This window comes from Kitasatospora sp. MAA19, from assembly GCF_029894125.1.
In the GTDB taxonomy this organism is placed as follows: Bacteria; Actinomycetota; Actinomycetes; order Streptomycetales; family Streptomycetaceae; genus Kitasatospora.
In genome coordinates, this window is the sequence record NZ_JARXYZ010000013.1 from 78,296 (window position 1) to 98,592 (window position 20,297).

Here is a 20,297-nt window from a genome sequence, read left to right on the forward strand (position 1 = left end):
CGCGGTGCGCCGACCGACCGCCGGGCGCAGCGGGGTGGGCGCATGAGCCGCCGCGAGGGGGCCGTCGTCACCGGCCTCGGCCTGGTCTCACCGCTCGGCCGCGAGCCCGCCGAGGTGTTCGACGCGCTGACCGCCGGGCGCTCCGGGCTGTCCGCCGTCCCCGAGGGCCACGCCGCGCACGGCTGGCTGCCCGCCGCCGGGATCGCCCCCGCCGTGGACGGCCGGGAGGTGCTGCCGCCCACCGAGACCCGCTGCGTGGACCGCTTCGTCCTGCTCGCCCTCGCCGCGGCCGACGACGCACTCGCCGACGCCGGCCTGGTCGTCGGCCAGGACGTCGACCCGCACCGCACCGCCGTGGTGCTGGCCACCGGCGGCGGCGGGCTGGAGACCTTCGAGCAGCAGTCCCACCGCCGGCTGGAGCGCGGCCGCCCCGGCGTCAGCCCGTACCTGCTGCCGGGGATGCTCTCCAACATGGCCACCGCCCGGATCGCCATCAAGCACGGGATCCGCGGCTACAGCTCGGCCGTGGTGACGGCCTGCGCGGCCGGCGCCCAGGCGGTCGCCGAGGGGCTGCGGCTGATCCGGGCCGGCGACGCGGACGTGGTGGTGTGCGGCGGCACCGAGTCCTCGCTGCACCCCACCATCGCCGCCGCCTTCACCAACGCCCGGGCGCTCGCCCAGGGTTGGGAGGACCCGGCACAGGCCAGCCGGCCCTTCGACGCCCGCCGCAACGGCTTCGTGCTCGGCGAGGGCAGCGCCGTCCTCGTCCTGGAGCGCGCCGAACACGCCGACGCCCGCGGCGCCGCCGGATACGCGGACGTCATCGGCTGGGGCGCCTCCACCGACGCCCACCACCCGACCATGCCCCGCCCGGACGGCGCGGGCGCCGCCGACGCGATGCGCGCCGCACTCGACAACGCGGGCCTGGCGCCGGGAGACATCGACTACGTGAACGCCCACGGCACCGGCACCAAGCTCGGCGACGTGGCCGAGACCGCCGCCCTGCACGCCGTCTTCGGCGCGCACCCGCCCGCGGTCAGCTCCACCAAGGGCGCCACCGGCCATCTCCTGGGCGCCGCAGGCGCGTTGGAGGCGGTGGTGACCGCCCTGGCGGTGGCGAGGGGGACGCTGCCGCCGACACTCAACCTGACCGCCCCCGACCCGGCCTGCGACCTGGACCACATCCGGGGCGGGGCCCGGTCCGCACCGGTGCGCGCCGCGCTGAGCAACGCCTTCGCCTTCGGCGGCCACAACCTCAGCCTGATCCTCGGTCCGGCCTCCACCCGGGCCGCCAAGTAGCGCGCCGATCCTCGTCCTTCCATCCCTCCGGGGGAGATCCCGTTGTCCATCCAGTTCATCACCCACGTCGAATTCCACTGCGCGGACGCCGACAAGACGGCGACCGGGCTCTGCGCCGACTTCGGCTTCACCGCCGACCTCCCGGCGACCGAGCCGGACGGCGCCCGCACCATCCGACTGCGCCAGGGCACGATCCGGATGCACCTGGCCTCCGCCGCCGACCTCGACCACCCGGTGGCCGGCTACGTCGCCCGGCACGGGGACGGCGTCGCCGTGCTCGCCCTGGCCTGCACCGACCCGCAGGCCGCGCTGGAGCGCGCCGAGCGGCACGGCGCCCGCGTGCTGGACCGGGCCGGCGGGCTGATCGCCGGCTTCGGCGACACCGCCCTGCGGTTCGTCCCGCTGCGCACGGCCGAGCCCACCGACGAGCCGGGCCTGCTGGACGCCCTGGACCACGTCGCGATCTGCGTCCCGGCGGGCCAACTCGACGACGCCGTACGGTTCTGCGAGGCCGCACTCGGCTTCCACCGGATCTTCGGCGAGTACATCGAGGTCGGCCGGCAGGCCATGGACTCCAGCGTGGTGCAGAGCGCCTCCGGCGAGGTCACCTTCACCCTGATCGAGCCGGACACCACCCGGCTCCCCGGCCAGATCGACGAGTTCCTGGCCGCCCACGACGGCGCCGGGGTGCAGCACCTCGCCTTCCGCACCCGCGACATCGCCACCGCCGTCCGGATCGCCCGCGACCGCGGCGTGGAGTTCCTGAGCACCCCGGGCGCCTACTTCGACGCCCTGGCCGAGCGGTTCGGCGAGACCGCCATCCCGGTGGAGACCCTGCGCGACCTGCACGTGCTGGTCGACCAGGACCACGGCGGCCAGCTGTTCCAGATCTTCGTCCGCTCCACCCACCCCCGGCGGACCTACTTCCTGGAGCTGATCGAGCGCCAGGGCGCGGGCACCTTCGGCACCGCGAACATCAAGGCCCTGTACGAGGCCGTCGAGCGGCAGAGCTCCGCCGCCACCGTCTGACCGCCCGCACCCGAAGAAGGGGCACCGCCCATGACCACCGTCGCCGCGTTCCGCCTCAGCGAGGCCGAACGCGCCCTGCTGCCCACGCCCGAGGAGGTGGCCCACTACCGCGAGCACGGCTGGTACCTGTCCCGGAAGCTGTTCAGCGACGAGGAGCTGGACACCCTCCAGGCCGCCACCGAGCGCTACTACTCCGGCCACCGCGACCGCGAACTACCCGTCCGGCCACCGCGGCTGGCCGCCTGGGAGCCCTCGCACGGCCCGATCCAGCGGCACAACGACTACGTGCACTACGAGAGTGACGCCATCGGCGCGATCCTGCGCAAGCCGCTGGTCGGCGCGGTGGCCGCCCTGCTCGCCGGCGCCGAGGAGATCCGGATCTTCCAGGCCACCCTGATCCACAAGCCGCCGGTGCCCGGGGAGCCGAGCAACCAGGTGCCCTGGCACTTCGACAAGCACTACTGGCAGACCTCCACCTCGGAGGAGATGCTCACCGCGTTCATCCCGTTCCACGACTGCCGCGAGGAGAACGGCACCATCACCATGGTCGACGGCAGCCACCGCTGGCGGGAGCTGGACTCCGGCGAGGACTCCACCCGGCACTTCGCCGAGCGCGACCGCAGCGAGCTGGACGACATCCTGGCCGCCAACGCCGCCCACAACGGGCAGCGGGTGCACACCGTCCCGATGCTCATCCCGCGCGGCCACATGTCCTTCCACCACTGCCGCACCTACCACGGCAGCGGCCCCAACCTGGCCTCCTTCCCGCGCCGGGCCGTCTCGCTGCACCTGCAGGACGGCGCCAACGAGTACCGCCACCACACCAGGACGGACGGCGGCCCGGTGGTCTACAACCACGACGTGCTGGTGCGCCGCACCGCCGACGGCCGGCCCGACTACGCCGACCCGCAGTTCTGCCCGACGGTCTGGCAAGGCGCGCTGTGACGGCTCCACTGGAGACCCCGGCCGAGCGCTACCGGATGCTGCGGCTGATCCGCGGCTTCGAGGAGCTGGCGCTCGGCCTGGTCAAGGCCGGCGCGATCCCCGGCGGCATCCACCCGTACATCGGGCAGGAGGCCGTCGCGGTCGGCGTCTGCTCGGCACTCGGCCCCGCCGACCGGCTCACCAGCACCCACCGCGGCCACGGCCACGTACTCGCCCGCGGCGCCGCACCGCACCGGCTGCTCGCCGAACTGGCGGGCCGCGTCGACGGGTTGAACGGCGGCCGGGGCGGCTCGATGCACGCCGCCGACCTCTCGCTGGGCATCCTCGGCGCCAACGGCATCGTCGGCGCCGGCGCCCCGATCGCGGTCGGCGCCGCCTGGGCGGCCCGGCAGGCCGGGGACGGACGGGTCGCGGTGGCCTTCTTCGGCGACGGCGCGCTCAACCAGGGCGTCCTGCTGGAGTCGTTCAACCTCGCCGCGATGTGGCGGCTCCCGGTGGTGTTCGTCTGCGAGAACAACGGCTACGCCACCACCCTGCCCGCCGCCACCGCGGTCGCGGGCAGCGCGACCGGGCGGGCGGCCGCCTTCGGCATCCCCTCCGAGGAGGTGGACGGCATGGACACCGAGGCCGTCCGCGCCGCCGCACGGCGCGCGGTCGACCGGGCCCGCTCCGGCGACGGCCCCGGCTTCCTGGAGTGCCGCACCTACCGCTACGAGGGCCACCACACCATGGAACGCCGGATGAGACTGCGCTACCGCACCCCCGAGGAGGTCGACGCCTGGCGCGCCCGCGACCCGCTCCCCCGGGCCGCCGCCCTGCTGGACCCACCGACCGTCGCCGGGCTCGACGCCGCGGTGGCCCGGCAGCTCGGCGCCGCCGAGGAGTTCGCCCTCGCCTCCGAACACCCGGACCCGGCAGGCGCGTTGGACCACCTGTACGCCGACGGGTTGCGGCCCCGGGCGGGGGCGGTGGCATGACCAGGCTCTCGTACACCAAGGCCCTCAACCGGGCGATCGCCGACGAACTCGCCGACGACCCGGCGGTCTGCGTCTTCGGCGAGGACATCGGCGCCGGGATGGCCGGCCCGACGCTCGGCCTGCTGGACCGCTTCGGTCCCGAGCGGATCGTCGACACCCCGCTGTCCGAGCAGGCCTTCACCGCGATGGCGATCGGCGCCGCGCTCGCCGGCCGGCGGCCGGTGCTGGAATTCCAGATCCCCTCGCTGCTGTTCCTGGTCTTCGAGCAACTCGTCAACCAGGCCCACAAGTTCTCCCTGATGACCGGCGGGCAGGCGAGCGTCCCGCTGACCTGTCTGGTGCCCGGCTCGGGCTCCCGGGACGGCTGGGCCGGGCAGCACTCCGACCACCCGTACAGCCTGTTCGCCCACGCCGGGGTGAAGACCGTGGTGCCCGCCACCCCGACCGACGCCTACGGGCTGCTGCGCTCGGCGATCCGCGACCCGGACCCGGTCGTGGTGTTCGCGCCCGCCGCCGCCCTCCCGGTGCGCGAGACCGTCACCTGGGACCTCGCCCCGATCCCGCTCGGCCGGGCCCGGATCCACCGCCCCGGCAGCGACGTCACCGTGGTCGCCGTCGGACACCTGGTGCACGACGCGCTCGCCGTGGCCGAGGAGGTCGCCGAGGACGTCTCGGTCGAGGTCCTCGACCCGCGCACGCTGTACCCGCTGGACTGGGCCGCGCTCGCCGCCTCACTGGAACGCACCGGCCGGCTGGTCGTGTTCGACGACTCCAACCGCAGCTGCGGCTTCGCCTCCGAGGTGCTGGCCACCGCCGCCGAGGAGCTGCGCCTGATCGCCCCGCCCCGCCGGGTCACCCGCCCCGACGGCGCCGTCCTGCCCTTCGCCCCCGCCCTCGACCGGGCCCTGCAGCCCGGCCGCGAGCAGCTGCGCCACGCCCTGCACGCCGTCCTGAAGCACCCCTGAAGCACGCCCGAAGCACGCCCGAAGCCCCTGACCCGAAGGAGCCGTCTTGTCCACCAACCGCTACCACTGGGACCGTTCGCACCCCGGCCTGACCAGCCTCCAGCAGGCCATCGACCCGCTGCGCCGCGAGGTGGTCGGCCACGCCGTGTACGGCGGGCTGACCAGCATCGAGCGCGTCCGCACCTTCCTGGACAGCCACGTCTTCGCGGTCTGGGACTTCATGTCACTGCTGAAGAGCCTGCAGCGCGACCTCACCGGCGTCGAGGTCCCGTGGGTCCCGAGCGGGCCGACCGCCAGCCGCCGGCTGATCAACGAGATCGTGCTGGTCGAGGAGAGCGACGAGCTCGGCGAGGGCTACACCAGCCACTTCGAGCTGTACGTCGAGGGCATGCGGCAGGCCGGCGCCGACCCGCGCCCGGTCGAGGAGTTCCTGGAGCTGCTGGGCACCGGCACCGCCGTGCCGGAGGCGCTGAAGGCCGCCCCGGTGCCGCAGGCCGCCGTCGACTTCACCGGCACCACCTGGTCGATCATCGAGACCGCGCCGGTGCACTGCCGGGCCGCCGCCTTCGCCTTCGGCCGCGAGGACCTGATCCCGGACATGTTCGCCCAGGTGGTCGGCATCGACGACCCGGACGGCGTGCTCACCGTGTTCAAGGACTACCTGGCCCGGCACATCGAGGTGGACGGCGAGCAGCACACCCCGATGGCGATGCAGATGCTGATCGACCTGTGCGGCGACGACCAGGCCAAGTGGGACGAGTGCGCCGAGACCGTCCGCACCGCGCTGCGCGCCCGGGTGCAGCTGTGGACCGCGATCGAGGCGGACTTCGCCTAGTTTCCAGGTGCTCCTCAGATCACCTTGGGAACGGCCGAGGCCGACGCGGGCAGCGCGTCGGTCTCGTGCCGGAAGCGGTGCAGCGCGGCCCGGCCCTCCGTACCCCGCACCCGGGCGGCGAGCCGGGCCGGCAGCACCACGGTGCTCAGGTAGCCCTCGCCGCCGAACCCCTCGACCGTCCAACTCACCCACGGCAGTGGGTAGTTGGCGGCCGGGCTGAAGAACACCGGGTGGTGCCCCTGGAAGCTCACCCGATAGGCCCCGAACCGGCTCCAGTTGGAGAAGCTGAACCGGCGCGCCTGCGGGTCGAAGCCCAGCGGCACGCAGTCGCGCAGCCGGGCACGGCCGAGCGAGGCCAGGAAGCCCAGGTTGGAACGCAGGTTGAGGTGGGCGGTCGGGAACTCCTCGACCGCCGCCCGCAGCGCGCCCGCGAGCGCCGCCGGGCCGTCCTTGGGCCGGTACGGCAGGTGGACGTCACCCAGCAGGTTGCCCACCAGCGCGGGCGAGAGCCGCAGCCAGCGCCGGGCGTTGACCGGGACGGTCAGCCAGCGCTCGGCCTCGTCGCCGTCCAACTCCCTGATCGTGCCGATGACATGGGCGCAGAGCACGTCCCCGGACGAGAGTCTTCGGCCGGCCGCCGCACCGAACTCCGCGCGCATCCGGTCGACTTCGGCGCCCCCGAAGTAGATCTGGACGGTCCGGTTGGCGCGCGGCCCGGCCGCCACCTCGCGGGCCAGCAGCTGCGCCTCCGCCGCCGAGGGCACCCGGAAGCCGGGCCGCCCGCAGTCCTCGGCCGGGAGCACCCGGTCCAGCAACGCGTCCTGGTCCTCGACCAGTTCGGCCTCGGGAAGCTCCTCGCCCTCGACCGCCGCCGACCAGATCCGCAGCAGCAGCATGAAGCTGTGCAGGTCACCGATCGCGTGGTGCCAGGAGCAGCCCAGCACCGTCCCACCGTCGGCGGTGCGGGTCACCCGGACGGTGAGCAGCGGGGCGCCGCCGACGCGCGCGGCCAGGGCGTCCACCGGGTCGGCCAGCTCGGAGCCGGCGGCCGTCACCCGGCCCATCGCCTCGGCGAGCGTGCCGTCCACGGTGTAGAGGTCCAGCGGGACGCCGGAGTCGTCGCAGACCGCTTCGAGGGCGTCCCCGTCGGTGCGCAGCCGCCCGGCGAACACCGGCACCCGGTCCAGGGCGCGGGCCAGGCCGGCGGCGAGCCGGTCGTCGTCCAGCGGCCGGTCGAAGTAGAGCACGACCGAGACGGCGAGGTCGGCCAGCATGGTGTCCATCAGGCCGCAGTGCAGCACCGTGCCGGGGGCGCGGCCGGCTCTGACGGTCCGGGAACGGCGCAACTGCGGCCAGATACTCATGCGTTCCGTCCCCGGGTGGTCGTCGGGTGGCGTGCGGGCACGCCGAACGATAGTGCCGCGCCGGGACAGTGGTCCAGTCCAATCCCAGGGTCCGGACAGGCCGTCCGGACCGGCTGTCCGGACAGGCCCCCGACCCGCCGCGGCGATAGAATTCGCATCATGGGACAGCGCCCGGGCGCACCCACCGCGCCACCCCTCGTCCTGGTCACCGGCACCGAGTCGCAGCTGATCGACCCGGCCCTGGCGTACCACCTCGGCCGCGACCCGACCAGCGAGATCGTGCTGGACGATCCCCGGGTCTCCTGGCACCACGCCGTGCTGCGGGCCACCGACGGCCACTGGCTGCTGGAGGACGTCGGCAGCACCAACGGCACCTACGACCAGGGCCGCCGGATCGACCGCCAGGACGTCGGCCCCGGCACCCGGCTGCGCTTCGGCGACCCGGCGGACGGCCCGTCCGCGACCTTCGCCGGCCTGCCCCGCCCCGACCCCGGCGAACGGCCCTCGCTGCTCGCCCCCGAGCTCTCCGGGACGTTCCGCAGCCCCAGCTCGGTGCTCCAGCTGCCCGGCGGCACGGTGCGGATCGGCCGCTCGCACGACAACGACCTGATCCTGGACAACCTGGTGGTCTCCCGCCACCACGCCGAACTGCGGAACCTGCCCGACGGCGGCCACGAGATCGTCGACCTGGACAGCCACAACGGCACCTACCTGAACGGCCGCCCGGTCCAGCAGGCGCCGATCGGCCCGGCCGACATCGTCGGCATCGGCCACTCCGCGCTCTGCCTCTCCGACGGCCACCTCGTCGAGTACACCGACACCGGCGAGATCTCCCTGGACGTGCAGCACCTGGTGGTCCGGGTCGGCTCCGAGCACCGGGTACTGCTGGACGACGTGAGCTTCCCGCTCGCCGAGAAGGCGCTGCTCGCGGTGGCCGGCCCGAGCGGCGCCGGCAAGTCCACCCTGCTCAACGCCCTCACCGGGCTGCGCCCCGCCGACGAGGGCACGGTGCTGTACGACGGACGGGACCTCTACCGCGACTACGCCGAACTGCGGCGCCGGATCGGCCTGGTGCCGCAGGACGACATCCTGCACACCCAGCTCACCGTCCGCCGCGCCCTCGCCTACGCCGCCGAACTGCGCTTCCCCGGCGACACCGCGAAGCACGAGCGGGAGGCCAGGGTCACCGAGGTGATCCACGAGTTGGGCCTGGCGAGCCGGGCCGACCAGGTGATCGGCAGCCTCTCCGGCGGCCAGCGCAAGCGGGTCAGCGTCGCGTTGGAGCTGCTCACCAAGCCCTCGCTGCTGTTCCTCGACGAGCCGACCTCCGGCCTGGACCCGGGCATGGAGCGCTCGGTGATGCACATGCTGCGCGGGCTCGCCGACGACGGCCGGACGGTGGTCGTGGTGACGCACAGCGTGCTGAGCCTCAACGTGTGCGACCGCCTGCTGGTACTCGCCCCCGGCGGCCGGACGGCCTACTACGGCCCGCCGGGCGAGGCACTGGAGTTCTTCGGCTTCGAGGAGTGGCCGGAGGCCTTCGAGGCCTTCGAGAACGAGGACCACGAGGCCTGGCAGCGCCGCTTCCGCGCCTCCCCGCAGTACGGGCGGTACGTCGCCGCCGAAGCCGTCGCCGCGGCGCCGGCCGACGGACACCCGTCGCCGCCGATCGGCTGGGAGAAGCCGCAGGGCTGGTTCTCCCAGCTGGGCACCCTGGTGCGGCGGTACACCGCGGTGCTCGCCGCCGACCGGCTGTTCCTCACCATCATGGTGGTGCTGCCCTTCGTGATCGGCCTGATGTGCCGGGTGATGGCCGGCTCCCGGCTCACCCCGGACAACGCCGTCAACTGCCTGCTCACGCTCTGCATCGGCGGCCTGCTGACCGGCGCCGCCAACTCGGTCCGCGAGGTGGTCAAGGAACGGGCGATCTACCGGCGCGAACGCGTGGTCGGGCTGTCCAGATCGGCGTACCTGGTCTCCAAGGTGGTGGTGCTCGGCACGGTCACGGTCGGTCAGGCCGCGGTGCTGACCGTGGTCGGCCTGGCCGGGGTGAACCTCTCCTGGGCGGTGCCGACCGGCGTGGTGATGCCGCAGCTGCCCGAGCTGATCATCGCGGTCGCGCTGCTGGCGTTCTCGGCGATGATGCTCGGCCTGGTGGTCTCGGCGCTGGTGGACAAGGAGGAGGCCACCATGCCGCTGCTGGTGCTCCTCTCGGTGGTGCAGATCGTCTTCAGCGGCCTGATGCTCAAGCTGCACGGCGTGCCCGGGCTGGAGCAGTTCGCCTGGCTGATCCCGTCCCGCTGGGGCATGTCGGCGATGGCCCGCACGGTCGAGCTGCACCGCATCTTCCCGACCGCGATCACCGCCGACCCGATGTTCCGCCACGAGCGCGCCGGCTGGCTGCGGGCCATCGCGGTGCTGCCCGCGCTCGCGGTGGCGTACGGGCTGCTGGTGCTGGCCCTGCTGCGGCGGCACGAGCCCGCGATCATGCGGCGGTAGGGCGCCGCCGTGCGGCGCGGGGGCTCGGTCGGGCGGCGCCGGACTCGGTCGGGCGGCGCCGGACTCGGTTGCGCGGCCCCGGGCCGGGCCCGGCCGCCGCCGGTAGAGTGGAAAACGACCTGTGGTGCGAGTGCCGCGCGCAGCCGCGGCTCGCGCGGCGGAGGAAATGTAGCCGCCCATGGACGAGTTCGTGTTCCGCCCCACCCACGTCGCCCCGCCGGCCGGGCTGGCCACCTGGGCGGCCCCCGACCCGGCCCGGCCCGCCGCCCGGCTGGACGCTCTGCTCCCGGTGCGGCTGGTCACCCGGCAGGGCGACTGGGCCCAGGTCCTCTGCTCCAACGGCTGGACCGCCTGGGTGGACGGCCGCCTGCTGATCACGCTCCCGGGCACCCCGCCCACCGCCGACGGCCCACCGGCCCGGACCGCCGACCCGCGCCCTGCGCTCGCCGAGGCCGAGGCCGGGCTGGCCCGCTACCGCGCCCTGCTGGAGGACCTGGCGACGGGCGGCCTCGACTTGGAGGGCTTCCAGGAGTGGACCCGCGGCCTGCGGCTCGGCCTGGTCGTCGACGGCGAGGCGCTCTGGGTGTTCGACCCGGCGCACGACCGCTGGTGCTACTGCGACGGGCTGCAGCTCCAGACGTACGCGGCCGCCCAGCGGCCGACGCCCGCCCCGACGTCCGCGCCGAAGCCCGCCCCGTCGCCGGCCCCGACGTCCGCCCCGTCGCCCGCGCGCGGCCCGTACGCCCCCACCCGGACGAGCGAGCCGTGATCCCCTCCGCGCAACCCCCCGACCGGCCGACCGCCCGGCCCTCCGACCACCCGACCGTCCGGCCGGTCGAGCAGGCGCCCGGGCCGCCGTCCGGCCCCTCGCCGCCGTCCGGACCCTCGCCGCTGTCCGCGCCCGAGCACCCGTCCGCACCCGAGCCGGCGTCCGCGCCCGGTCTGCCCGCCGGCATGGTCGGGAGCCGGATCGCGGGCTACCGGCTGGAGCGCGAGATCGGGCGCGGCGGCATGGCCGTGGTGTACCGGGCCAAGGACCTGCGACTCGGCCGGACCGTCGCGGTCAAGCTGCTCGCCCCCGAACTGGCCCGCAACGAGGTGTTCCGGCAGCGCTTCATGCACGAGTCCGAGGCCGCCGCCGCGATCGACCACCCGCACATCATCCCGGTGTTCGAGGCCGGCGAGCACGACGGCATCCTGTTCATCGCGATGCGCTACGTCGAGGGCGGCGACCTGCGCGCGCTGCTCACCCAGGACGGACCGTTCCCGATCGAGCGGGCCGTCCGGCTGGCCCTGCAGATCGCCTCCGCGCTCGACGCCGCACACGACCACGACCTGGTCCACCGGGACGTCAAGCCCGGCAACGTGCTGGTCGCCGCCGGGACGGACAGCGAGCACCCCGAGCACCTGTACCTGGCGGACTTCGGGCTCACCAAGAAGTCCCTGTCGCTCAGCGGGCTCACCGGTGTCGGCCAGATCGTCGGCACCCTCGACTACGCCGCGCCCGAGCAGATCTCCGGCCGCCCGCTGGACGGGCGCTGCGACCAGTACGGCCTCGGCTGCGTGGTCTTCGAGATGCTCGCGGGCGCCCCGCCGTTCCGCCGGGAGAGCGACCTCGCCCTGCTCTGGGCCCACCTCAACGACCCGCCGCCCGCGCTGCGCGACCACCGCCCCGACCTGCCCGCCGCCGTCGAGGCCGTGGTCGCCCGGGCGCTCGCCAAGGCGCCGCAGGACCGGTTCGCCAGCTGCCTGCAGTTCATCGCCGAGCTGCGCGCGGCCACCGTCCTCGCACCCGGGCGGAGCGCCGCGCCCGGGCCGTGGAGCGGGGCCGGGCCGCCCACCCAGGTCGTCCGGGCGGTCGTCCCCGGGCTCGCCCCGCCGGCCGCCGTGCCCGAGCCGCCCGCCTGGGCCGCCCCGGTCGTCCGCCCGCCGCCGCGGTGAGCGCCGGCCGCCGTCAGCCGTCCTCCGCCGACCCCGAGGGAGCCACCCGCCATGAACGCCGTGAGCCAGGTCTTCGCGATGCTCGCCGCCGCGATCCACCTCGTCGTCTGGCCGCTGGAGAGCTTCCTGTACGGGCACCCGCGGGTGCGCTTCCTGCTCACCGGCAGCACGGCGGACGCCCCGGAGGTCCGGCTGTGGCGCTTCAACGTCGGCTTCTACAACCTGTTCCTGGCCCTCGGCCTGGTCGCCGGCCTGGTCCTGCTGCACACCGGGCACGCCGGCTCCGGCCGCGCCGTGATCACGTACATCGCCGCGTTCATGGTCGCCGGCGGTATCACCCTCTTCGTCTCGGAGCCGAAGCTCTGGCGCGGCGCCCTCGGCCAGGCGGTGCCGGCGGCGGCGATCCTGCTCGCCGAGGCGCTCTGAGCGCGCGGCGCAGCCAGGGCGCTCAGGCGGGGACCGCGGTCAGCCCGACGGCCGGGCGGGGGGCCGTACGCAGCCGTCCGATCACCCGGCGACGGTGTCAGCCCCGCTCTGCGGCCGTCACGTCGCCGCGGCGGCCGGTGCGGGCGGCGAGCAGGGCGCCGAGCCCGCCGGCCAGCAGACCCCAGCCCGCCGCCAGCGGCACGGCCGTCCACAGCACCGGGCGCAGGGTGAGGCTGCCGCTGCCGAGGCCGGCCAGCGGGTTGGAGCCGCCGAGGATGGAGCCGAGGAGGTCGCCGAGGCCGCCCTGGCCGATGCCGACGCCGAGCACGGACAGCCCGTAGTCGGCGTCCGCCCGGGTCCAGAGCCCGACCAGCAGTACCGTCGCCGCGGTGGCCAGGGCGAACCGGACAGCGTGCTGCCAGAGCCGGACGGTGCGCGGCGAGCGGTACGCGGCGAGGAAGCCGGCCGCGAGCAGCAGCACCGCGGCCAGCGGCAGCAGCCACCAGCTGCGCGCGTCCTGGTCGGCGAGGGTGCCCAGGCTGATGGTGGCCTGCTGCCCCTCCGGGGCGCGCAGCACCTCGGCGAGCGGCTTGGGCACCGGAAGGCCCAGCGCGCCGGCGAGCCGTCCGTGCCACTGCGCGCCGAGGCCGACGCCGAAGGCCAGCCAGACCAGGTCGGGCAGGGCGAGCAGCACCACGGCCATGGTCTGCCGGGCGTTGCCGTGCACGATCGCGGTCAGCACCCCGGCCGCCACCCCGATCACCAGGTACGCGAGCAGGACCAGCCAGAGCGCGAACGCGGCCGGGCGAACGGCCAGTTGGTAGGGCACCAGGGCGCGCGGCAACGGCGCCCGCCGAGACACCGCGAAGGTGCCCGCGAGGACGACGAGCAGCCAGGCCAGGCCGATGCCCACCGTGCTCGCGCCGTCCGCGTGGAAGCCGACCTCCGGGGTCAGCCCGAGCACGCCGCCGATGGACTGGGCGAGGTCGCCGCCGAGCGGGACGACGAAGGTGTGCCGGGCGCCGAGGGTGAGCAGCGCGAGGGCGACCAGCCAGAGCACCACCGTCCGGGCGATCCGGCCGAGCAGTTCGCCGCCGCCGGCCACCGCGCGAAAGCGCAGCTGACGCAGGAACACCTCGGCCATCACCACCGCGCCGACCAGTGAGACGGAGAGCGGCATGACGCCGATCCCGGCATCCACGGCGGCGAACTGCCCGGCCCCTCCGTCGAGTTGGACGGATCCGCCGACGGCCAGCGCCAGCGTCCCGGCCAGCACGGAGGCGAAGCCGCCGTCCGGGAGGCGGTTGGCGCCGGCCAGCCAGAGGCCCAGCGCGGCCACCGCCGCCATCGCGGCGAACCCGGCCAGCACCACGGCGAGCGCGTCCAGCCAGCCGCGCAGGGCGCCGGGCGGGCCGGCGGCCCGGGTCGTGGGCTGCTGCATACCGTCTCCTCGGTGCTGTCGGGCGCCCCAGCGCGTCGGGCTCCTCGGCTCGACCCGCTGGAGCGGCGTCGGCGCGTCAGGCTCCCCGGTGCTGTCGGGCTACGCGTTCCAGGGTGACCGACACCCGGCGGGCACGCCCGGCGACGATGCGCACACCTGCTGTTGCGGCAGGTGAGGTGCCGGGCGGAAATGGAAGCCAGTGGCAGGAGCTTCCCGGGCCGGCGCGTCCGCCGGCCGCCTGCGAAACGGAGCCTCGATGAGTTCCCAACCGCCCCCGTCCGGCCCGCCCAGCGAGCCCCCCTACGGCCCCCCGTCGGGCCCCCCGTCCGGCCCGCTGGCCGGCCCCCCGTCGGGTGGAGGCCCGGCCGGCCCCCCACCCGGGTCTTCCGGGCCCCCCGGATCCTCCGGACCGCCGTCAGGCGGTGGCGGCGGGTCGCACACGCCGTGGTGGCGCTCCGGGCGGGGACTCGCACTGGCCGCGGGCACGGTGGCGGTGGCCGTGGTGGCCACCGTGCTGATCGTGAACAACCAGGGCGGCCACAACGAGGCCATACCGGCCGCCAACGAGGTCGCGCTGCAGACCCCGGCCGATCCGGGGCCCGCCCCGTTCACTCCATCGGTGGAAACCCAGGGTGTGAGCGCCCCCGCCCCGTCGCAGGCGCCGCAGCCCGGGCAGGGCGGCGGATCCACGGCGACCTCCCCGCGGGTGATCCACAGCGTGCAGGGCAGCTCCACCGGGCTGTACGGCGGCACGATGTCCAAGCCCAGCTGCGACACCGAGCGCCTGATCACGATGGTCTCCACCGGGGACTCCGGCCGCGCCTGGGCCTCCGCCGCGGGCATCGAGCAGTCCGCGATCCCGTCCTACCTGCGCTCGCTGACCTCGGCGTACCTGCGGGTGGACACCCGGGTCACCAACCACACCTACAAGAGCGGCGCCAGCACCGAGTACCAGTCCGTGCTGCAGGCCGGCACCGCCGTGCTGGTGGACTCCCAGGGCGTGCCCCGGGTGCGCTGCGCCTGCGGCAACCCGCTGAAGGCGCCGGTGCTGGTGAGCGACGCCAAGTACACCGGGAAAGCGTGGTCCGGTTTCCAGCCGACGACGCTGGTCGTCGTGGTGCCGGCGCCGCAGCCGGTGACCGAGATCATCCTGGTGAACATCGAGACGGGCGGCTGGTTCTCCCGGCTGACCGGGCGGATCGAGGTGGTCGACCGGCACGTCGATCCGCCCAAGGGCCCGCTGGCGCCCGGTGTCCCGCCGCCGGGGAAGATGACGCCGACCACGCCGGGGGCCACGGCCTCGATGCCGACCTCGTCCTCCGGGGCGACCTCCGGCTCCGGCCCGGCGACGACCTCGGGAGCCACGTCCTCGGGGGCCACCTCGTCCGGCGCGACCTCGTCCGGGGCCACGTCCTCCGGGGCGAAGTCCTCCGGGGCCACATCGTCGGGGGCCACCTCCTCCGGAGCCACGTCGTCGGGGGCCACCTCCTCCGGAGCGAAGTCCTCCGGCGCCACGTCGTCGGGGGCCACCTCCTCCGGAGCGAAGTCCTCCGGCGCCTCGACGGGGACGGGCTCCGCCGCCGCGACGTCGTCCGCCTCCTCGGGCACCCCCAGCGGGACGACCAAGACGGCCGGCCCCTCGTCCGCGTCCACCGGCTCGCCCGCGGGGCCGTCCACCTACACAGTGCCCACTCCGACGCCGACCACCAAACCTCCGGCGGTCAACGGGACGCCGACGACCGGGGCCCCCGCGGGGACCACCGGCACCACGACGACGACCACCGCACCCAAGATCACCCCGTCGACGGAGAACGCCACTCCCAGCTGATCCGCCCGGCTCCCCCCGCCGCCACCGGCCGCCACCCGGCCGGTGGCGGCGGCACGACCAGGACCCTAGGGCAGCAGCACCTCGGAGTCCTCGGGCCGGAGCACCCGGCCGTCGGTCGAGCGGACCGTCATCGGCGCGATCGGCGCGCCCGTCCCTCGTTCCACCAGCCGGGCACGCGGCTCGTCCGCGGTGAAGAACCACTGGTCGCCCCACTGCCGCAGCGCGGTGATCACCGGGAACAGCGCGCGCCCCTTCTCGGTCAGCACGTACTCCCGGTACGGGCTGCCGTCGGCGGCCGGAGCGAGCTCGAACACGCCGTTCGCGACCAGGTTGGCGAGGCGGGCCGAGAGGATGTTCTTGGCGAGGCCCAGGTTCTTCTGGAACTGCCCGAAGCGGCGCAGCCCGTCGAAGGCGTCGCGGACGATCAGCAGCGTCCAGCCGTCGCCGACGACGTCGAGCGGCCGGGCGACCGGACAGGTCGACTCCTCGTGCGTGGTGCGCTTCGGCACTTCTCCCACCTTCCACCGGTCGGCGGCCAGCCTACCGGCGAGCTCGCGGTTGCTTATTGAAACCAGGATATGCCAGGGTTGCGCGGTAGCACTTTGAAACCAGCCTGTGCATGCCGCCGCCCGAGGGAGACCTGCCCATGACCTGCACCACCCGTGCGACCTCCCCCGCCGCCGACGCGCCCCCACGCGGCCTGCCACCCGCCGTCGCCTGGCTGCTCTCCGTCGCCTGCGGCCTCGCCGTCGCCAACGTCTACTACTCGCAGCCCCTGCTGGACCTCATCGCCGAGGACTACGGCATCGACCCGGCCACCATCGGCCTCGTCGGCACCCTCACCCAGATCGGCTACGCGCTCGGCCTGCTGCTGCTCGTCCCGCTCGGCGACCACGTCAACCGCCGCACCCTGATCACCGCCCAGCTCGGGCTCTCCGTCCTCGCCCTCGGCGCCGTCGCCGTGGCGCCCTCCGCACCGCTGATGTTCGCCGCGATGGCCGGCGTCGGCGTCCTCGCGGTGGTCGCCCAGGTCGTCGTCGCGTACTCGGCCTCGCTCGCCGCCCCCGCCGACCAGGGCCGGGTCGTCGGCACCGTGACCAGCGGCATCGTGGTCGGCATCCTGCTCGCCCGTACCGTCGCCGGCACCCTCGGGGACCTGACCGGCTGGCGCGCCGTCTACGTCGTGTCCGCCGTCGCCACCGGCGCGATGGCCCTCGCCGTCGCCGCCGCCCTCCCGGCCGAACGGCGGCGCCGGACCCGGCGGATCGGCTACCTGCGGCTGATCGGCTCGGTGTTCACGCTCTTCGCCGCGGAGCCCGTGCTCCGGGTCCGGGCCGTCCTCGCGCTGCTCACCTTCACCTCGATCACCGTCCTGCTCACCCCGATGGTGCTCCCGCTCGCCGCCCCGCCGTTCAACCTCAGCCACACCGAGATCGGCCTCTTCGGCCTCGCCGGCGCCGCCGGAGCCCTGGGCGCCGGCCACGCGGGCCGCCGGGCCGACCGCGGACACGCCGAACGCACCGCCGGCATCGGCCTGTTGGCGATGCTCGCCGCCTGGCTCCCGGCGGCCCTGCTGCCGCACTCGGTGTGGTGGCTGGTGCTCGCCATGGTGGTGATCGACTACGGCCTGCAGTCCGTGCACGTGGTCAACCAGCACCTGCTCTACCAGGTCCGCCCCGAGGCGCAGAGCCGGCTGACCGCCGGTTACATGCTCCTCTACTCCGCCGGCTGCGCGGTGGGCGCGATCGGCTCCACCGTCGTCTACGACCACTGGGGCTGGCCGGCCGTCTGCCTCCTCGGCGCGGCCACCAGCCTGGCCGCCCTGGCCTACTGGTGGGCGATGAAGCAGAGTTGACGATCCCTCACAGCAGCACGTCCGCCCCGGGCCGGCGGCCACCGCTTCGGCCGCACCGGAGGCCGGGGATCCTCGCACCGGCCGCCGACACGGCGTCGCGGGCCGGGTATCGTCCGGGCCATGAAGGCAGTCTTACGCCGGGCGTGGTCCCTGCCGTTGGCGGGCGCGGCGGTCTCGCTGCTGGTGATCTGCTGGAGCCTGAGCGCCGCGTCCGCGCAGTGGCGGGCCGCCAGCCGGATCGACGCCGCGCCGCTGCGGGTGGACGGGACGGTGAGCGCCGCGGCCCTGCGCAAGGGCGGGTGGCTCTACACCGTCACGTACCGGGTCGGGGACCGCGCCTACAGCACGACGGCGCTCGGCCTGAAGCGGCTCGGGAAGCCGCGCGTCGGGGTGACCGTCACCCTGGAGGCGGCGGCGGACGACCCCGCCACGGTCCGGGTCGTCGGTGACCGGTATCCCAACGACGACATGCCCGCGACCTACGTACTCGCCGCGGTGGGTGCCACGGCCGTCCTGCTGTGGGTCGTCGGCCTCCTCGCCCGGCGCGTCCGGGAGGGAACTCCCCACCCGTGACGGCCGGTTCGGCCGCCGCACGCCGAACCGGCCCGCCCCGCGCCGTCAGTCCACGCAGGGGATGCCGCCGGCCTTGACCGCGGGCCCCTGCATGGGCAGGCCTGCGACGGGGTCGGTGGCCGCGGCGGCGGGCGGCGAGGGGGTGGCGGTCGGGCTGGGGGTGCGGGTGGCCGCGAGGGTGACGAGGATGTGGCCGGGGGCGACCCCGGCGGTGGCCGTGGGGGTGACCCCGTAGCGGGTGGCGAGCTGCTGCGCGTCGGCCCTGGCACCGCTGCCGTAGGTGACGGTGGTGGCCCTGGTCCTGGCGGTGGCGTCGCCGATCCTGCCGGGCTGGTAGCCGAGTTCGGTGAGGGCCTTGGACTCGGTGGCGGCCGCGCCGGCGCCCGCGACGGCGTTGACGTCCACGACGGACCTGGCCGCGGTCGGGGAGGCGGCGGGTGGAGAGGGGGTGGCGGTCTCGGTGGCGGCCTCGGTGGGTGCGGGGGCGGCCTGGACGGGGGCCGGTTCGCGGTTGAACAGCTGCCGGACGATCTTCTTGATCAGCTCCGCGTTGACGGTGTTGACCTCCTGACCGCCGACGGTCTTGAACCCGGCGATCGGCAGGGTGTTGAACTCGACGTTCCCACCGGTGAGGTTGGGCGCCTGCCGGGCGAAGTCGAGGATGTTCCACTCGTTGTCGATGACGACGTCCTTCTTCACCACCCCGAACAGCTTCTGCATCTGCCCGAAGTCGTTGAGGACGCCCTGCTGCTTGAGCCGGTACTCGACGGAGGAGATGAACGCCTGCTGCCGGTGGGTGCGGTCGAGGTCGCCGTTGGTGAGGTGGTGGCGCTGGCGGACGAAGGACAGAGCCTGGGCGGCGTTCAGGGAGCTGATCCCGGCCGGGAGCTTGAGCCCGGTGCCGCCGCCCTCGTGGGTGGCGGTGCGGGCGATGATCGGGTCGTCGACCGGGTGGTTGAGACAGACCTGGATCGGCTCGACGGCCCTGGCGATGTCGTAGAAGCCGATCAGGTTGACCTCGGCGAAGTGGTCGATCGGGACGTCGAGGAAGCTCTGCACGGTCTGGATGGTGGCGGAGCGTCCGGCTTCGCGGCTCTGCCGCTCCAGGTCGGCCTTGGAGAGCCCCTTGCCGGCGAGTTTCCGCTCGGCGGCCCCCTTGGCGATGCCGTAGGCCTCCTTGATCTTGTGCATCTTGCCGTCGGCGCCGACGGTCTGCACGTAGTTGTCGCGCGGGACGGACAGCGCGGTGACCTTGCCGCCGTTGGCCGGGATGTGCAGGACGATCAGGGCGTTGGTGTTGTACCCGCCGATCTCGCTGGACCCGGCGTGCAGTTCGTCCTCGACGAACTGCTTGGGCAGGTCGTTGCCGTCCATGTCCTTCCGGCTGTCGAGGCCGATCAGCAGCAGGTTGACCGACTTGTCGAGGTGCGGCGGGGCGTTCTTCTTCGCCTCGCTCAGCGCGGTGGACTTGGTCATGCCGTCGTCGAGGCTGCGGTACTCGTACCAGGTGAAGCCGCTGGCCCCGAGGACGGCGACGGAGACGGTGCACGCGAGGGTCCGTCCGGCGACGACGAGCGGGGCGGCGCCGCGGCGCGGAACGTGGCCACGCGGGCGGGGGCCGGGACGGTTGGGGCGTTCAGCCACGACGGCTCCTTCCGGTCGCCGTGCCCGCGCTGCGGGGCCGCCGGCGGTCGAGTGCGGTCCGGACCGCGACGACCAGCAGCGCCACCCCCACCGCCGCCGCCATCACCGGGAACGCCTCCACCACCCACCGCAGCGCGCCGGTGCCGAGTTGCCTGCCCTGGTACGCGTCCCGGTTCCACAGGTACTCGATGCCGGCGGCGCCGAACAGCACCACGAGCGGGGCGGCGGTGACGACCCACCAACGGCCGGCCCTGCTGCACAGCGCCGCCGCGGCCCCCGTCCCGCTGACCGCGCCGACCGCGAACAGGACGCCGATGCCGGGGCCGCCGAGCTCGTCCGCGACCCCGCCGAGGACGGGCAGGCCGACGGCGGTGAGCACCACCGGCAGGCCGCCGCCCCGACGGGCCTGCGGCCGGCGGCGGGAGGCCCCGGCCCGCTGGGCGCGGGCGGCGGGTGGTGCGGCGGGTTCCGCCGCGTCGGCCGCGCGCGAGCGCTGCGCGGGGAGGGCGGGGTCGTCGGTGCGCGGTCCCGCGTCCTGGTACGGCGTTCTTGCCCGCTGCCCGGCCATGCGCACTTCCCTCGGTCGTTTCGGCTGCCGCGGCGCGTGCGCGCCGCGTGCGTGCCGGGACGCGTTCCGTCCTGTGGCGGTTCCCAGCTTCTACACGGCTGTAGAGGT

18 protein-coding genes are annotated in these 20,297 nt (G+C 74.7%); 13 read left to right on the forward strand and 5 right to left on the reverse strand.

Annotation, left to right across the window (positions count from 1 at the left end; all coding sequences use genetic code 11):
• The first annotated feature begins 42 nt into the window (after positions 1-42).
• The 6 genes from P3T27_RS20970 to P3T27_RS20995 are packed head-to-tail and all read left to right on the forward strand — an operon-like array spanning position 43 to position 6,050.
• Positions 43-1,299 (forward strand): beta-ketoacyl-[acyl-carrier-protein] synthase family protein, encoded by a 1,257-nt coding sequence (locus P3T27_RS20970; protein WP_280680626.1) that lies wholly within the window; start codon positions 43-45, stop codon positions 1,297-1,299.
• A gap of 42 nt (positions 1,300-1,341) precedes the next feature.
• A complete protein-coding gene (hppD, locus tag P3T27_RS20975) occupies positions 1,342-2,328 on the forward strand; it encodes a 4-hydroxyphenylpyruvate dioxygenase (RefSeq protein ID WP_280680627.1) in 987 nt (328 codons plus the stop codon).
• A gap of 30 nt (positions 2,329-2,358) precedes the next feature.
• Positions 2,359-3,273, forward strand: coding sequence for a phytanoyl-CoA dioxygenase family protein (locus tag P3T27_RS20980; RefSeq protein ID WP_280680628.1), 915 nt, complete (start codon positions 2,359-2,361; stop codon positions 3,271-3,273).
• Positions 3,270-4,250 (forward strand): thiamine pyrophosphate-dependent dehydrogenase E1 component subunit alpha, encoded by a 981-nt coding sequence (locus tag P3T27_RS20985; protein ID WP_280680629.1) that lies wholly within the window; start codon positions 3,270-3,272, stop codon positions 4,248-4,250. The genes P3T27_RS20980 and P3T27_RS20985 overlap by 4 nt, the downstream gene beginning before the upstream one ends.
• Positions 4,247-5,215 (forward strand): transketolase C-terminal domain-containing protein, encoded by a 969-nt coding sequence (locus tag P3T27_RS20990; protein WP_280680630.1) that lies wholly within the window; start codon positions 4,247-4,249, stop codon positions 5,213-5,215. Before P3T27_RS20985 ends, P3T27_RS20990 begins: the two co-directional genes overlap by 4 nt.
• Positions 5,216-5,261: 46 nt before the next feature.
• The gene (locus P3T27_RS20995) at positions 5,262-6,050 is read left to right on the forward strand and encodes a DUF3050 domain-containing protein (protein WP_280680631.1); all 789 of its coding nucleotides are present in this window, start codon (positions 5,262-5,264) and stop codon (positions 6,048-6,050) included.
• 14 nt (positions 6,051-6,064) lie between these two features.
• On the opposite strand, the gene P3T27_RS21000 is transcribed toward P3T27_RS20995, so the two are convergent.
• On the reverse strand, positions 6,065-7,414 hold the full coding sequence (locus P3T27_RS21000; RefSeq protein ID WP_280680632.1) for an acyltransferase: 1,350 nt from the start codon (positions 7,412-7,414) through the stop codon (positions 6,065-6,067).
• Positions 7,415-7,573: 159 nt separating this feature from the next.
• On the opposite strand from P3T27_RS21000, the gene P3T27_RS21005 reads away from it, so the two are divergent.
• From P3T27_RS21005 to P3T27_RS21020, 4 genes are all read left to right on the forward strand, one after another.
• Positions 7,574-9,913 carry an FHA domain-containing protein gene (locus tag P3T27_RS21005; RefSeq protein ID WP_280680633.1) on the forward strand — a complete coding sequence of 780 codons (2,340 nt, stop codon included), beginning with the start codon at positions 7,574-7,576 and terminating at the stop codon, positions 9,911-9,913.
• 178 nt (positions 9,914-10,091) lie between these two features.
• On the forward strand, positions 10,092-10,682 hold the full coding sequence (locus tag P3T27_RS21010) for a hypothetical protein (protein WP_280680634.1): 591 nt from the start codon (positions 10,092-10,094) through the stop codon (positions 10,680-10,682).
• Positions 10,683-10,867: 185 nt separating this feature from the next.
• On the forward strand, positions 10,868-11,854 hold the full coding sequence (locus P3T27_RS21015) for a serine/threonine-protein kinase (RefSeq protein ID WP_280680837.1): 987 nt from the start codon (positions 10,868-10,870) through the stop codon (positions 11,852-11,854).
• Positions 11,855-11,905: 51 nt separating this feature from the next.
• Entirely contained in the window at positions 11,906-12,280 is a 375-nt protein-coding gene (locus P3T27_RS21020) for a DUF1304 domain-containing protein (protein WP_280680635.1), read from the forward strand.
• 97 nt (positions 12,281-12,377) lie between these two features.
• On the opposite strand, the gene P3T27_RS21025 is transcribed toward P3T27_RS21020, so the two are convergent.
• The gene (locus tag P3T27_RS21025) at positions 12,378-13,721 is read right to left on the reverse strand and encodes a streptophobe family protein (RefSeq protein WP_280680636.1); all 1,344 of its coding nucleotides are present in this window, start codon (positions 13,719-13,721) and stop codon (positions 12,378-12,380) included.
• Positions 13,722-14,220: 499 nt separating this feature from the next.
• On the opposite strand from P3T27_RS21025, the gene P3T27_RS21030 reads away from it, so the two are divergent.
• Positions 14,221-15,549 carry a DUF6777 domain-containing protein gene (locus P3T27_RS21030; protein ID WP_280680637.1) on the forward strand — a complete coding sequence of 443 codons (1,329 nt, stop codon included), beginning with the start codon at positions 14,221-14,223 and terminating at the stop codon, positions 15,547-15,549.
• A gap of 65 nt (positions 15,550-15,614) precedes the next feature.
• On the opposite strand, the gene P3T27_RS21035 is transcribed toward P3T27_RS21030, so the two are convergent.
• Positions 15,615-16,058: a helix-turn-helix domain-containing protein gene (locus P3T27_RS21035; RefSeq protein WP_280680638.1), complete on the reverse strand. Its 444-nt coding sequence runs from the start codon at positions 16,056-16,058 to the stop codon at positions 15,615-15,617.
• 137 nt (positions 16,059-16,195) lie between these two features.
• On the opposite strand from P3T27_RS21035, the gene P3T27_RS21040 reads away from it, so the two are divergent.
• Together P3T27_RS21040 and P3T27_RS21045 are read left to right on the forward strand one after the other, a co-directional pair.
• Positions 16,196-17,404, forward strand: a complete 1,209-nt coding sequence (locus P3T27_RS21040; RefSeq protein ID WP_280680639.1) for an MFS transporter — start codon at positions 16,196-16,198, stop codon at positions 17,402-17,404.
• A 120-nt stretch (positions 17,405-17,524) separates the two neighbouring features.
• The gene (locus P3T27_RS21045) at positions 17,525-17,977 is read left to right on the forward strand and encodes a hypothetical protein (protein ID WP_280680640.1); all 453 of its coding nucleotides are present in this window, start codon (positions 17,525-17,527) and stop codon (positions 17,975-17,977) included.
• Positions 17,978-18,022: 45 nt separating this feature from the next.
• Here P3T27_RS21045 and P3T27_RS21050 read toward each other — a convergent pair whose 3' ends face one another.
• Positions 18,023-19,621 carry an LCP family protein gene (locus tag P3T27_RS21050; protein WP_280680641.1) on the reverse strand — a complete coding sequence of 533 codons (1,599 nt, stop codon included), beginning with the start codon at positions 19,619-19,621 and terminating at the stop codon, positions 18,023-18,025.
• Positions 19,614-20,189 (reverse strand): DUF6542 domain-containing protein, encoded by a 576-nt coding sequence (locus P3T27_RS21055; protein WP_280680642.1) that lies wholly within the window; start codon positions 20,187-20,189, stop codon positions 19,614-19,616. The genes P3T27_RS21050 and P3T27_RS21055 overlap by 8 nt, the downstream gene beginning before the upstream one ends.
• Positions 20,190-20,297: the final 108 nt, after the last annotated feature.